11 protein-coding genes, 1 tRNA gene and 1 riboswitch are annotated in these 14,207 nt (G+C 42.5%); of the genes, 2 read left to right on the top strand and 10 right to left on the bottom strand.

Features of this window, described 5'->3' with window-relative positions:
* Nucleotides 1-174: 174 nt before the first annotated feature.
* On the top strand, nt 175-297 hold the full coding sequence (locus ACTNC0_RS09815; RefSeq protein ID WP_441087222.1) for a hypothetical protein: 123 nt from the start codon (nt 175-177) through the stop codon (nt 295-297).
* Nucleotides 298-489: 192 nt separating this feature from the next.
* Nucleotides 490-683, bottom strand: a riboswitch (cobalamin riboswitch).
* 167 nt (nt 684-850) lie between these two features.
* Here ACTNC0_RS09815 and ACTNC0_RS09810 read toward each other — a convergent pair.
* A tRNA-Thr gene (locus tag ACTNC0_RS09810) sits at nt 851-923 on the bottom strand.
* A 60-nt stretch (nt 924-983) separates the two neighbouring features.
* Entirely contained in the window at nt 984-3,248 is a 2,265-nt protein-coding gene (gene glgB, locus ACTNC0_RS09805; protein ID WP_441087221.1) for a 1,4-alpha-glucan branching enzyme, read from the bottom strand.
* Between the two features lie 253 nt (nt 3,249-3,501).
* Here glgB and ACTNC0_RS09800 point away from each other — a divergent pair, with 253 nt between their 5' ends.
* The gene (locus ACTNC0_RS09800) at nt 3,502-4,476 is read left to right on the top strand and encodes a carbohydrate kinase family protein (RefSeq protein ID WP_062807758.1); all 975 of its coding nucleotides are present in this window, start codon (nt 3,502-3,504) and stop codon (nt 4,474-4,476) included.
* 353 nt (nt 4,477-4,829) lie between these two features.
* Here ACTNC0_RS09800 and ACTNC0_RS09795 read toward each other — a convergent pair whose 3' ends face one another.
* The 8 genes from ACTNC0_RS09795 to yajC form a co-directional block, all read right to left on the bottom strand.
* The gene (locus tag ACTNC0_RS09795) at nt 4,830-5,993 is read right to left on the bottom strand and encodes a phosphoglycerate dehydrogenase (protein WP_441087220.1); all 1,164 of its coding nucleotides are present in this window, start codon (nt 5,991-5,993) and stop codon (nt 4,830-4,832) included.
* Nucleotides 5,993-7,075, bottom strand: a complete 1,083-nt coding sequence (serC, locus tag ACTNC0_RS09790; protein ID WP_118586458.1) for a 3-phosphoserine/phosphohydroxythreonine transaminase — start codon at nt 7,073-7,075, stop codon at nt 5,993-5,995. The genes ACTNC0_RS09795 and serC overlap by 1 nt, the downstream gene beginning before the upstream one ends.
* Entirely contained in the window at nt 7,059-8,750 is a 1,692-nt protein-coding gene (gene ilvB, locus ACTNC0_RS09785) for a biosynthetic-type acetolactate synthase large subunit (protein ID WP_441087219.1), read from the bottom strand. The genes serC and ilvB overlap by 17 nt, the downstream gene beginning before the upstream one ends.
* A 178-nt stretch (nt 8,751-8,928) precedes the next feature.
* Nucleotides 8,929-10,092 carry an RNA-guided endonuclease InsQ/TnpB family protein gene (locus ACTNC0_RS09780; protein WP_441087218.1) on the bottom strand — a complete coding sequence of 388 codons (1,164 nt, stop codon included), beginning with the start codon at nt 10,090-10,092 and terminating at the stop codon, nt 8,929-8,931.
* On the bottom strand, nt 10,055-10,699 hold the full coding sequence (locus ACTNC0_RS09775; protein ID WP_227218858.1) for an IS607 family transposase: 645 nt from the start codon (nt 10,697-10,699) through the stop codon (nt 10,055-10,057). The genes ACTNC0_RS09780 and ACTNC0_RS09775 overlap by 38 nt, the downstream gene beginning before the upstream one ends.
* Before the next feature lie 160 nt (nt 10,700-10,859).
* On the bottom strand, nt 10,860-12,533 hold the full coding sequence (ilvD, locus tag ACTNC0_RS09770) for a dihydroxy-acid dehydratase (protein WP_118521614.1): 1,674 nt from the start codon (nt 12,531-12,533) through the stop codon (nt 10,860-10,862).
* Nucleotides 12,534-12,641: 108 nt separating this feature from the next.
* The gene (gene leuB, locus ACTNC0_RS09765) at nt 12,642-13,724 is read right to left on the bottom strand and encodes a 3-isopropylmalate dehydrogenase (protein WP_118410587.1); all 1,083 of its coding nucleotides are present in this window, start codon (nt 13,722-13,724) and stop codon (nt 12,642-12,644) included.
* A 165-nt stretch (nt 13,725-13,889) separates the two neighbouring features.
* Complete coding sequence (gene yajC, locus ACTNC0_RS09760) at nt 13,890-14,189, bottom strand: preprotein translocase subunit YajC (RefSeq protein ID WP_117844208.1); 300 nt, start codon at nt 14,187-14,189, stop codon at nt 13,890-13,892.
* Nucleotides 14,190-14,207: the final 18 nt, after the last annotated feature.

The raw sequence follows: 14,207 nt of genomic DNA, 5'->3' as shown, positions 1-14,207 counted from the left end.
ACTTCTGACCCAAAAATGTCTATGAAGAATCTATGATTTTGCCGATTTATTTTTTCTTTACAATATATTCCTTTTTTTGTTTTGATCTCTCTGTTTTTATTTATCTCAAAATGTTATAATTCATTTTGAAATATCCAAAACCAAGCATTCCAATTTAAGAAGGGAGACATTCTTATGGATTTCATAAAAGAAGCACTTTCCATGGGTTTCGCAGATGCAGCGATTATGGATACAAAAGATCTGGTATTTGTACCGGAATACAGACAATTCTGTGATGACAATCTCTGTGGAAAATAATCTCCTTCCTACATCTTTCGTGAATTAAACCAATACCGGAAATATTTCTGATCACTCCTGTTCAGTAACATGGAAAATCCCCCACAGGGAGTTGGTTTTCAGGCAAAAAAATAGCCCGCAATATGAAAACACCATACATACGGACACAAAATGACATGAAAAAAATATGCTTCCTATCTACCGTAAGAATCATTCCTATCCCAATTGCAAGCAGTTCTCCTGACTTAAATTCATCACTTCGAAATCACCTTCCCAGACCAACTTTAAAATCACATGGTCCAGTGACATCTTTCATTCCGAAGCTCCCTCTTACAGTGACGGGATCGTACCGGACTTACACCGGTTTCTCTATTAATCCTTGCGGAACTTACAACGACTGATTCAAAACCAATAAATGTTATTTAATTATTTACAGAAAATAATTATAAATGATATTCTGATCTTTGTCCATGAAAAAAGTTAGTTCGGGGTAATTGTATTCAAAAAAAATATAATTATGTATAAAAAGCTCCAAATCCTCAATTCATAAGGATTCAGAGCTATTTGAACGTCAAGCTGAAAATGAGACTCGAACTCACGACCCCTTCATTACGAGTGAAGTGCTCTACCGACTGAGCTATTTCAGCTTATGCTGTAATCTGTCAGAAATTGATAATTCTGACAGCCACAGCATTTAGTTTATAATATTATTTCTTCTCTGTCAAGTCCTTTTTGACCGGTATTTCAGATACTGTTTTCGTCACCGGTTTCACTGCAGTTTTTACAGCTGCTTTTGTTTTCCCGGCAGCCTTGCGTACAGTTCTTGTCTTGGTGATGGATTTCTTAATCTGGCCGTGCTCAGCAGCAGGCTTTTTCTCTGTTTCTTCCGGAGTGCAGGTAAAGACTGCCACCCCAAGTGCCGGAAGCTTTACTGTGATGGAGTACTCTCTCTCATCACACTCAGCCTTCTTCGCTGCTTTAACTCTCGTATTTACTACACCATTACCACCATACTTTTTATCATCACTGTTAAAGATTTCTTTATATTTGCCGGCAAAAGGAACTCCCACATTGTAGTTTTCATATGGGATTGCCGCGAAATTGCAGACAGCCAGAACAGTTTCTTCCGGTTTCTCTGTCTTTCTCATGAATGCGATCACATTCTCCTCATACTTCATCAGCTGAACCCATTCAAATCCATCATATTCATCATCCAGCTGATAAAGTGCAGGATGAGCAAGATACATATTATTGAGGTCTTTGACAAATACTTCAAGTTCTTTCGGCATATCTTTATCCGGTGCCATCATCTTGCATCCCGGATGAAGCATCATATAAGCATAAGCCTCTCTGATCTGCGCATTCTTCTGTTCTTCACTTCCTGGCAGCTTATCTGCGAAATCCTTCAATGTACCAACATCCCTGCTGCCAAGTGTCAGAATATAATGTTCGCAGTATGCATAGAGCATGGACATAGTCAGCTGATCATGGTAATTCTTTCTCTCAATAGGATCCTTGCTCAGATATTCAAGCAGATCTTTTGTCCATCCGCCACTCCATTTATAGTCAAATCCCAGATGGTCATTCTCCACACTGTCTGTCAGCTCCGGCCAGAGTCCGTTCTCCTGAGCAGCTAAAAGCAATCCGGGATTTCTCTCCTTTATCACAGAATTCAGATGCTTCAGAAATTCCAGAGCATCCAGGTTTTCATTGGTTCCGTAAATATTAGGTGTCCACTCTCCCGGATTTCTGCCATAATCCAGATACAGCATGGCATCCACATCATCCATACGCAGACCGTCAGCATGGTAAACCTCAGCCCAGAAGCAGGCATTGGAAATCAGAAAATCTTTCACCATCGGGCTTCCGTAATTATAGAGCAGTGTTCCCCAGAACGGATGAATCGCCTCTGCCGGATTCTGTCTCTCATAAAGAGGTGTTCCGTCAAATTTCTCCAGACCGGAGACATAACGTGGAAACTGTGCAGGTGTCCAGTCAAGAATCACACCGATTCCCGCCTGATGCAGCTCATCTACCAGCTTCTGAAAATCCGCCACGCTTCCAAATCTGGAAGTAGGTGCATAATATGCATATGTAGAATAACCACCTGTAATATCATCCAGGTATTCCATCACAGGATGGAGTTCCACATGGGTAAAATCTTCCTCTGTCAGAAATTCCACCAGCTCCTCAGCGGATTTCCATTCCTCCAGAGATGTTTCGTATATAGAAACCGGCTGTTTCCTGTCATCAAATCTGTGACGCTCTTTCATCCAGTCTCCGTCATTCCACTGAAAAGCACTTACATCTGCTACCACAGATGCTCCCTCAGGATCATGGTCTGCACTGTTCCCATAAGGATCAGCCTTTAACAGAACTTCGCCGCCTTTGACTTTAATTTCATATTTATAATGTGTCCCTGCCTCTACCCCGGGTACAAACAGCTCAAAGATACCGGACATAGGCATACGATGCATAATAGTCGCACGTCCGATCCATCCATTAAAATCACCTGCAATATTTACACTCACTGCATTCGGAGCCCAGACAGCAAAAAGAGTACCTTTCACTCCTTTAATCTCCACAGGATGAGCGCCCAGCTTCTTATATGCCTCATAATAAACACCTGCGCAGAAAGCCTTCTCCTCTTCCTCTGTGATCTGGCATGGAAAAGCATAGGGATCATAACATTCTGTCTCTGTCTCTCCCATTTTTATAAGAAATCTGTATTCCGGCACCTTGCGTACAGGAAGCAATACTGCAAAATATCCGGCCTCGTCCTCTTTCTCGCAGACATAGGTTTTCTTTCCGCTAATCACACTTACTTCCTCTGCATCAGGAAAAAATCCCTGAATAAGAACTCCGTCCTGTGTGATCCTTGGTCCCATCACATCTCTGGGAGCAGTTTCCTCTCCATACACAATAGCTTCAATTCTCGGCCAGTCCATATAGTCGTATACTTTTTCGTCCATAGCTGCGTTACCTCCCCGATTGTCAGAAATACGATGATCGGTTACTCTTACCGGCAACGTATTTATGGTACATTAAACGTCACCTGTAAACAATAACAAATCAAGTTATGTTTATTTTAGCATCTTTGCACAAAAAAATAAAGAAAATTGTTTGACAAATTCCCTTTCCTGCGCTAAATTTATGTTATTAACCATGGAAAGAATCTTGTTCCGGATACTATGCTTCTTTCCATCACAACAAGGAGGATACAAAATGGGAAACAGAGCCTTTGACGTAACCGCATTAGGCGAATTATTGATTGACTTTACTGAAAACGGAAGCAGCGCACAGGGAAATCCGATGCTGGAAGCCAATCCGGGCGGTGCTCCATGCAACGTGCTTGCAATGCTTGAGAAGCTTGGCAAAAAAACTGCATTCATCGGCAAAGTCGGAAACGACATGTTCGGAACCCAGCTTAAGAATGCTGTAGAGGAAGTAGGGATCGACACCCGCAACCTTGTGATCGACAACGAGGTACACACAACACTTGCCTTTGTACATACTTATCCTGACGGAGACAGAGATTTCTCCTTCTACCGTAACCCGGGTGCAGATATGATGCTCACCAAGGATGAAATCCAGGAAGACCTGATCAGAGATTCCAGAATCTTCCACTTCGGAACTCTTTCTTCCACTCACGAAGGAGTACGCGAGGCAACCCGCTATGCCATCGACGTTGCAAAAGAAGCCGGATGTATCGTCAGCTTCGACCCGAACCTTCGTCCGCCATTATGGAAATCTCTGGATGACGCAAAGGCAGAAATCGAATACGGCCTTGGCAAATGTGATATTCTGAAAATCTCAGATAATGAAGTTGAATTCCTGTTCGGAACTACAGACTATGACAAAGGCGCCGCACTTCTGAAAGAGAAATACAATATTCCGCTTATCCTCATCACACTCGGAAAAGACGGAAGCCGCGCTTACTACAAAGACATGAAAGTAGAGGCTGCTCCTTTCCTTCAGGAAAAGACTATCGAGACAACAGGTGCAGGCGATACCTTCTGTGCAAGTTCCTTAAACTATGTTCTGGAACATGGTCTGGACAATCTGACAGAAGAGAACTTAAAAGAACTGCTCACATTCGCAAATGCGGCAGCTTCTCTGATCACCACACGTAAGGGTGCTCTTCGCGTCATGTCCACCAAAGAAGAGGTTCTTGACTTTATGAAATCAAGAGGATGCTGATTTAACATCATAATTTTTTAAGGAAGCCCAGTCTGGCGGTGCCAGAGGGCTTCCTTTTTTTATCATAAAAATCAAAAAATATCTCCTGGCGATTGAAAATCTCAATCAGACAGGAGATATTTTAAATATATAAATCTCTATTACAAATCAACAGTCAGTCATTATAAAAATAGTCAAGCGGATATTCGCAATCCGCTTCGCTACTTGCTCATAACCGAATAACTGCTTCGCAGTTTATCAGAAGGAGCTCGCACTCCTCCTGATACAAGAAAGTCCCCACCCACTGCTTATTGCTTTTCGCAATTGAAGCAGGGGACTTACTTGATTCGGTTAAACTGTTAACTTGTATCTTACTATTTTACCACACGAACTCTGGAAACGCCTTCAATTGCTTTCAGCTCATCCAGTGCTTCTCTGGAAGCTGTGCTTTCCAGATCAATGAGAGTATAAGCGTATTCGCCTTTGCTCTTGTTTGTCATATCTGCGATGTTCAGACCTTCTGCACCGAGGATCTTGGTGAACTGGCTGATCATGTTCGGGATATTTTTGTGGCAGATGGCAATACGTCCTACTGCCGCGCAGGTTCCCATATCACAGTTGGGGAAGTTTACAGAGTTTTTGATATTTCCGTTCTCAAGGAAATCTCTTACTTCTTTCACTGCCATTACTGCACAGTTTTCTTCGGATTCCTCTGTGGATGCTCCAAGATGTGGAGTTACCAGGATTCCCTTATGTCCTGCTACTGTATGGTTTGCAAAGTCTGTCACATATTTCTTCACTTTTCCGCTGTCTAATGCTTCGATCAGAGCATCCTCATCAACCAGAAGATCCCGGGCAAAGTTCAGAAGTACTACGCCGTCTTTCATCTTGTCTAATGCTTCTTTGTTGATCATCTCTTTTGTGCTGTCAAGAAGAGGCACATGGATGGTGATGTAATCACACTGGGAATAAATCTCATCCAGGCTCTTGATATGCTTGATGGTACGGGAAAGATTCCATGCAGCATCAATGGAGATGTATGGATCATATCCGTATACTTCCATTCCAAGTGCAGAAGCAGCGTTTGCCACCATTGCTCCGATGGCACCAAGACCGATGATACCTAACTTTTTGCCCATGATCTCACATCCTGCAAACTGTTTTTTCTGTTTCTCAGCAAGTTTATCGATGTCTTCCTGGTCTTTCTCTTTGGCAACCCATTCGATACCACCTACGATATCACGGGAAGCAAGGAGCATACCTGCAAGTACAAGCTCCTTAACACCGTTTGCATTGGCGCCCGGTGTGTTAAATACTACAACGCCTTTCTCTGCACAGTCCTTTATAGGAATATTGTTGACACCTGCACCTGCACGTGCGATTACCTTTACGCTCTCAGGAAGCTCCATGTCATGCATTTTTGCACTTCTTACAAGGACTGCATCGCACTCCTGCAGATCTTCGCTTTTCTTATATTCTTCATCAAATAATCCCAGACCTTTTTCTGCAATGGGATTCAGGCAATGATACTGAAACATTATGCATTCTCCTCCTCAAACTTCTTCATGAAAGCAACCAGTGCTTCCACACCTTCTTTTGGCATAGCGTTGTAGATACTTGCACGCATACCGCCCACTGTACGGTGTCCCTTTAAGTTTACAAGTCCTGCCTCTTTTGCTTCTTTTACAAATTTGGCATCCATGTCCTTGTCACCTGTTACAAATGGTACATTCATAAGAGAACGGTCTTCCGGTACAACAGTTCCTTTGAACAACTTGCTCTGATCAAGAAAATCATAGAGGATTTTCGCTTTTTCAATGTTACGTCTCTGCATTTCTTCCAGTCCGCCCATTTTCTTCAGCCATTTGAAGACCTTACCGCATACATAGATGCAGTAGCAGTTTGGAGTATTGTAAAGAGAACCTGCATCTGCCTGTGTTTTGAATTTCAGCATAGTAGGTGTTCCTTCCAGAACATCATCTGTGATCAGATCTTCGCGGATGATGGAGATTACCATACCTGCTGGTCCGATATTCTTCTGTACACCGCCATAGATGATGCCATATTTGGATACATCAACAGGCTCAGATAAGAAGCAGGAGGAAACATCTGCTACCAGAGTTTTTCCTTTTGTGTTAGGAAGCTTCTTGAATTTTGTTCCGTAGATTGTGTTGTTTTCACAAATGTATACATAGTCTGCATCCGGGCTGATCGGAAGGTCGCTGCAGTCAGGAATATAGGAGAAAGTCTTATCCTCGGAAGAAGCGATCTTGTTTGCTTTTCCATATTTCTGTGCTTCCTGGTATGCTTTCTTTGCCCACTGTCCTGTTACAATGTAATCAGCAACCTTGTTCTTCATAAGGTTCATAGGGATTGCTGCAAACTGCTGGGAAGCTCCGCCCTGAAGGAATAATACCTTATAGTTATCCGGAATCTTCATCAGATCACGAAGATCCTGCTCTGCCTCGTCAATGATCTTCTGGAAATCAGCACTTCTGTGGCTCATTTCCATTACAGACATACCGGATCCCTGATAGTCCATCATCTCATCTGCTACTTCTTTCAGTACCTCTTCCGGCAGTACAGCCGGTCCTGCAGAAAAATTATACACTCTGCTCATTGTTTTTCATATCCTCCTCATCAAAAATATCATCAATGCTTGCGCCTGCCGGTACCATCGGGAATACACTGAGATCCTGATCGATCATACAGTCAAGTACGATAGGTCCCGGATATGCCAGAGCCTCTTTTAATGCAGGCTCTACCTCTTCCATCTTTGTGATACGGATTGCTTTTGCTCCCATGGCTTCTGCCAGCTTCACAAAATCTACTGCATCATTTAAAATTGTATGGGAATATCTGTGGTCGTAGAACAGTGTCTGCCACTGACGTACCATTCCCAGTACATGATTGTTCAATACAATTTCAATTAAAGGTCTGCCACAGCGGACTGCTGTTGCAATCTCATTCATATTCATACGGAAGCAGCCGTCACCTGCAATGTTTACCACAGTTTTGTCCGGTCTTCCCATCTTGGCACCGATGGCTGCACCAAGTCCATATCCCATAGTTCCCAGGCCACCGGAAGAAAGGAAAGTTCTTGGCTCTTTGTATTTGAAATACTGAGCTGCCCACATCTGGTTCTGTCCTACCTCAGTTGTAATGATCGCATCTCCTTTTGTCAGCTCATAAAGTTTCTCGATAATATATGGACCTGTAAGCTGTGAATGATCATATCTCAATGGATATTTCTCTTTCAGTTCAGCAATATGTGCAGTCCATTCCGGATGTCTCATTTCCGGAACCTCTGCCAAAATACGTTTGAGAACTTCTTTCTCATCTCCTACGATGCTTGCATCTACAACGATGTTCTTGTTAATCTCTGCAGCGTCTACATCAATCTGGAGAATCTTCGCATTCTTTGCGAAAGTCTTTGTGTTTCCTGTGACACGGTCACTGAATCTGGCACCCAGTACAATTAGGAGATCACATTCAGAAACTCCCAGATTGGAAGCCTTTGTTCCGTGCATTCCCAGCATTCCTGTATATAAAGGATCTTCACCGGAAAATCCACCTTTCCCCATAAGGCTGTCACATACCGGAGCATCAATCTTGTGAGCAAGCTCTGTCACTTCTTTAGATGCTTCTGAAATAATGGTGCCACCGCCTGTAAAGATAAACGGTTTCTTCGCATCTTTGATCATCTGGACTGCTGTTGCAATGTCCTCATCTTTAATTGTGTCAACCTTTGGTGTGACAGCTGTCGGCTGACATGGTTCATATTCGTATTTCGCACCGGTTACATCCTTTGTTACATCTACAAGTACAGGACCCGGGCGGCCGCTCTTCGCAATATAAAATGCTCTGCGGATGGTATCTGCCAGAGTCGTAATGTCTTTTACGATAAAGCTGTGCTTTGTGATCGGCATTACGATTCCGGTAATATCAACCTCCTGGAAAGAATCCTTTCCAAGAAGCGGTGTTCCTACATTACATGTGATGGCTACCATTGGTACGGAATCCATGTATGCAGTTGCAATTCCTGTTACCAGGTTTGTGGCTCCAGGACCGGAAGTTGCAAGGCATACGCCAACTTTTCCGGTAGCTCTTGCATATCCGTCCGCTGCATGGGATGCTCCCTGCTCATGGGAGGTCAGCACATGTGTGATCTGGTCTTTATATTCATAGAGGGCGTCATATACATTCAGGATGGCACCGCCCGGATATCCGAAAACGGTGTCAACGCCCTGTTCTTTTAAACATTCAACGATGATTTCAGCACCTGTAAGCTGCATCTTTACGTATCCGTTACTGAAAACTTATAAAAAGTTATAAACTTCTATGTTTCATTCCTACTTCAACGAGTATGCTTTTGATGATATAAATATCTATCTACTCACAAGTTCTTGTACTCTCCATAGGCGTAAATTCCGGACTAACGTATCCGTACATATTTGCATTAACGTTTCAGTGTCAGCTTGCAAATTGTTCTCCATAAGTCTTGAGATTTATAGATGCCTGGAAATCTCTGTCAATCATATTCCCACACTCACATCTATAAACTCTGTCAGATAACTTCAAATCTTTTTTGATATTCCCACAACAGCTGCAAAGTTTTGATGATGGATAAAACCGATCAGCCACAATAAGCTGAATCCCTTTATCGCTGCACTTATATTCAAGCTGTTTTCTAAACCAAAAAAATCCCTGTTCCTGGACTGCTTTGGATAAATGTCTGTTTTTCATCATTCCGCTGACATTCAGATCTTCAATACATATAAATCTTGGTTTTCGATTTATGATCTCAGATATGGTCTGATTCAAATAGTTTTTACGGATATTTGTTAATCTGTGATCTCGTTTTAATAAAAGTTTTTCCTTTTTGATTACATTATTTGTTTTACAGTAACTTTCTCCTTTTTTATTTTTCTCGTAAGAACGAGAGATACTACGCTGTAATCTGCGTTTCTGTTTTTCTAATTTCTTTATTTTCTGACTCTTATTGATGTTCTTATACTTAGTTCCATCAGAGCAGACAGCCAGATCTTTGATTCCCAGGTCTATGCCGACTCCGTCATCATTAAGTGTTTCCCTGCAGTCAGGAAATTCTACACATACACTGATCCACCAGTTCAATCCGTCAAAGGATATTCGCGGATTCATATATTTAGCATTTGTCGGAATTCGTCCATGTTCTGCAAGTCTTACCCAATTCATTTTTTGTTTGTTGGCTTTCCTGCTGGAGGAAAAGCCTTCAAATTTAACATGGGTATTACTGAATCGTATCTTAACGTTGTCCTGATAGAACTTCGGCATTGACCTCTTTTTTGACTTGAATCTCGGGAATTTCTGCAAACCCCTGAAAAAGTTCTTATAAGCAGTACAGGCATCTTTGATCGCCTGTTTTGTTACATTATTTGAAATATTCAATAACCATGTATATTCATCAGAATGTCTAAGCTTTGTAAATTCTTTTCTGAGTTCTGCATCTGAAATGAATTTTCCGCCTTTTTCATAGTTTTCTATTTCCCTTGCCAAAGCCCAGTTATAGGCAAATCTTGAAGCACCGGCGTACTGAAACAACTTAGTTTTCTGCACGTTATTTGGTATCAACATTACTTTTATGGCTTTTACCATCTGCTTCCTCCTGTATCAATTCCCGGATAAGTTTCTTAGCTTTGTTTGCTCGTTTTCCTTGTAATTTGCAACTGAATACAGTGATTATCTGAACCAGATCTTCAACAAGTTCCTGCTGTTCGGAGTTTTCAGTATTATTAATAATCTCAATCTCACAATTATAAAGTGAAGCGATATATTCTATCAGCTCAAAACCAAATCGCAGTAACCGATCTTTATACAAAACAACAACCTTTTCAACCTGATTTTGAGATATTCGCCTGATCAATTCCTGGAGCCCTTTTTTCTTATAATTAATTCCGGAACCGATATCACTTATTATCTCAAACGGCTGTCCTTTTGCCAGAAGATATGTTTTAACATTATCAATCTGTCGTTCCAGATCATCTTTTTGTTTATGACTGGAAACACGACAATATCCAATTGTAATGCGGTTTTTAGGCTTTACATTTATTACCTGGTTGAGTTGCTCATCAGAATAATATCTATAGCCACTTACTGTAGTATGATGCGGATGAAGTTTTCCATTGGCATCCCAATTTCGTAATGTCTGGGCAGATACGCCTATAATTTTTGAAAATTCATGTATAGAATAATATTTACTCAAAGTATCAACTCCTTTCAATAATATTCTACTCTAATATCTTATAAAACTCAACATATACTTATATAATTTTATAATTTATATTTAACTGTTAATTCCCTCCTAACTTTTCAGGCAGGAATCACAGGTTATGCCGCAATTCCCGCCGGGTACTTGTTCATCTTTATTTTGCTTTTGGTACCTCAAGGATCGCTCCTCTGTTTCCGGAGGTTACCATGGCAGCATATCTTGCAAGATATCCTGTTGTTACCTTTGGCTCACGAGGCTGCCATTTAGCTTTTCTTGCCTGCATTTCTTCATCAGAAACCTTGATCTCCAGTTTCAGTTCCGGAATGTTAATACTGATGATATCCCCTTCTTCAACAAGTGCGATCGGTCCGCCGACTGCTGCTTCCGGTGATACGTGTCCGATGGATGCTCCTCTGGATGCACCGCTGAAACGTCCGTCTGTGATCAGTGCTACAGAAGATCCCAGTCCCATACCTGCGATCGCAGATGTAGGGTTCAGCATCTCTCTCATACCAGGGCCGCCTTTCGGTCCTTCGTAACGGATAACTACTACGTCACCCTCTACGATCTTACCGCCTTTGATAGCTGCGATTGCGTCTTCCTCGCAGTCAAAGACTCTTGCAGGTCCTTCATGGACCATCATCTCTTCTACAACTGCAGAACGTTTTACAACACCACCGTCCGGTGCAAGGTTACCCTTAAGAACTGCAAGTCCGCCTGTCTGGCTGTATGGATTGTCGATCGGTCTGATAACTTCAGGATTTAAGTTTACACAGTCTTTGATGTTCTCGCCTACTGTCTTGCCTGTAACTGTCATGCACTCAGTATGAAGAAGTCCCTTCTTATTCAGTTCGTTCATAACTGCATATACACCGCCTGCTTCGTTCAGGTCTTCCATGTATGTCGGGCCTGCAGGTGCAAGGTGGCAGAGGTTTGGAGTCTTTGCACTGATTTCATTTGCAAAGCTGATATCAAAGTCCATTCCGATCTCATGAGCGATAGCCGGAAGGTGAAGCATACTGTTTGTGGAGCATCCAAGTGCCATGTCTACTGTCAGGGCATTGAGGATTGCTTCCTTTGTCATGATATCTCTTGGACGGATGTTCTTTCTGTACATTTCCATAACCTGCATACCTGCATGTTTTGCAAGACGGATACGTTCGGAATATACAGCAGGGATAGTTCCGTTTCCTTTCAGGCCCATACCAAGAACCTCTGTCAGACAGTTCATGGAGTTTGCTGTGTACATACCGGAACAGGATCCGCATGTAGGACATGTTTTCATTTCACATTCTGTCAGGCCGTCCTCATCAAGCTTGCCTGCTGCGTAAGCACCAACTGCCTCGAACATACTGGAAAGACTTGTCTTGTGTCCGTTCAGATGTCCGGCAAGCATTGGGCCGCCGCTTACAAATACAGTAGGAACATTCAGTCTGGCTGCTGCCATCAGAAGTCCGGGTACGTTCTTGTCACAGTTTGGAATCATTACCAGTGCATCAAACTGATGCGCCATTGCCATGGCTTCTGTGGAATCTGCGATCAGATCTCTGGTGACCAGAGAATATTTCATTCCAACGTGTCCCATTGCAATACCGTCACATACTGCGATTGCCGGGAACATAACAGGTGTACCGCCTGCCATTGCCACACCAAGCTTAACTGCCTGTGTGATCTTGTCAAGGTTCATATGGCCCGGTACGATTTCATTGTAAGAACTTACGATACCTACCAGGGGTCTGTCCATTTCTTCTTTTGTCATTCCAAGAGCATTAAACAGGGAACGGTGAGGTGCCTGCTGTGTGCCTGTTTTTACTGCATCACTTCTCATTGTTTTATTTCCTCTTTTCTTACTGTTTTATTTATTTTTTAATGATTCAACCGGAATTCCTGACCCCGTAATCTGCCTGCGCCGGCTGAATCCTCTTAATATCAATTCTTACAGAGCTGCTGCGATCAGATCGCCCATCTCTTTTGTTCCTACAAGTTTGCATCCCTCTGACATAATATCACCTGTGCGGTATCCCTCTGTCAGGACTTTCTGCACTGCTGCTTCCACTGCATCTGCTTCTTTATCCATATCAAGGGAGAAACGAAGCATCATTGCTGCGGAAAGGATGGTTGCGATGGGGTTTGCCTTATCCTGTCCTGCAATATCAGGTGCTGAACCATGGCTTGGCTCATAGAGACCGAATTTTGTTTCATTTAAGCTTGCAGATGAAAGCATTCCGATGGAACCTGTTACCATACTTGCCTCATCTGAAAGGATATCTCCGAACATATTCTCTGTAAGGATAACATCGAACTGTTTCGGATCACGTACAAGCTGCATTGCGCAGTTGTCAACCAGCATATGCTCTAAGGTAACATCCGGATAATCTCTGGCAACTTCCTCTACCACTTTTCTCCAGAGTCTGGAAGAATCCAGAACATTTGCCTTATCTACGCTTGTCACTTTATTTCTTCTCTTACGTGCGATCTCAAATGCTTTGATGGCAATACGGCGGATTTCGTTTTCATTATAGGAAAGTGTATCAATTGCTTTCTTCACACCATTCTCTTCAATAGTCTGACGTTCTCCGAAATACAGACCGCCTGTAAGCTCACGTACAATGATCATGTCAAATCCGTCTCCGATGATCTCATCGCGGAGAGGGCAGGCTTTTCTCAGCTCATTGTAAAGGTAAGCCGGTCTTAAGTTTGCAAAAAGATTTAATGCCTTACGGATTGCAAGAAGTCCTGCTTCCGGGCGTTTGGACGGCTCAAGCTTATACCATGGAGAAGTTTTTGCATCTCCGCCAATAGAGCCCATCAGTACGGCATCTGATGATTTGGCAGTAGCAATTGCCTCATCAGTAAGGGGTACGCCGTGTACATCGATGGATGCGCCGCCTAACAGAACTTCTGAATAGGAAAAGCTGTGTCCATATTTCTCGCATACCTTGTCCAGTACTTTCTTTGCTTCTCTTACGATTTCCGGTCCGATTCCGTCGCCGGGGATCAATGCAATCTTATAATCCATAATAATTTCCTCCAAAATACTCTAATTGCGTAATTGTTATTATAATAACGCACTTTCCGACAGATTTCAACCTATTAAAGTGAAAAAATGCAAAAGTGCCAATCAAAAAAACAGAACCACAGTCATCACTGACTATGTGTTCTGCTTTTTATCATTTCACTTTCATTATTCTGCGGCGCTTCCGGCTTTCTCAACTTCAGCGATTGCCTGTTTTCTCATAGGAATACGGCAGTTTTTGTTATTACCGAATTCTACGATCACGTCTTCTTCTGTCATATCAATGACAACTCCATAAAAGCCGCCGGTAGTAACAATGCTGTCGCCAACCTCCATGTCATTTAACATTGCCTGAAGTCTCTTCTGCTCTTTTTTCTGAGGGCGAAGCATTAAGAAGTACATAATTCCGAACAGTACTACCATCCAGACAATAGCGCCAACCATACCCATTCCGCTTGATGCGTCCATTTTGATTCCTCCTGTAAC

It is taken from the genome of Blautia sp. HCP3S3_B11 (assembly GCF_052064435.1).
In the GTDB taxonomy this organism is placed as follows: Bacteria; Bacillota; Clostridia; order Lachnospirales; family Lachnospiraceae; genus Blautia_A.
Note: the sequence above shows the minus strand (reverse complement) of the source record. Positions and strands in the feature narration are given on the sequence as shown.

Excerpts from the sequence above, each read along its gene's own strand:
- ACTNC0_RS09780 (WP_441087218.1), bottom strand. The coding sequence starts at position 10,092 with ATGGTAAAAGCCATAAAAGTAATGTTGATACCAAATAACGTGCAGAAA.
- yajC (WP_117844208.1), bottom strand. The coding sequence starts at position 14,189 with ATGGACGCATCAAGCGGAATGGGTATGGTTGGCGCTATTGTCTGGATG.
- ACTNC0_RS09815 (WP_441087222.1), top strand. The coding sequence starts at position 175 with ATGGATTTCATAAAAGAAGCACTTTCCATGGGTTTCGCAGATGCAGCG.
- leuB (WP_118410587.1), bottom strand. The coding sequence starts at position 13,724 with ATGGATTATAAGATTGCATTGATCCCCGGCGACGGAATCGGACCGGAA.
- ilvD (WP_118521614.1), bottom strand. The coding sequence starts at position 12,533 with ATGAGAAGTGATGCAGTAAAAACAGGCACACAGCAGGCACCTCACCGT.
- ACTNC0_RS09795 (WP_441087220.1), bottom strand. The coding sequence starts at position 5,993 with ATGTTTCAGTATCATTGCCTGAATCCCATTGCAGAAAAAGGTCTGGGA.
- glgB (WP_441087221.1), bottom strand. The coding sequence starts at position 3,248 with ATGGACGAAAAAGTATACGACTATATGGACTGGCCGAGAATTGAAGCT.
- serC (WP_118586458.1), bottom strand. The coding sequence starts at position 7,075 with ATGAGCAGAGTGTATAATTTTTCTGCAGGACCGGCTGTACTGCCGGAA.
- ilvB (WP_441087219.1), bottom strand. The coding sequence starts at position 8,750 with ATGCAGCTTACAGGTGCTGAAATCATCGTTGAATGTTTAAAAGAACAG.
- ACTNC0_RS09800 (WP_062807758.1), top strand. The coding sequence starts at position 3,502 with ATGGGAAACAGAGCCTTTGACGTAACCGCATTAGGCGAATTATTGATT.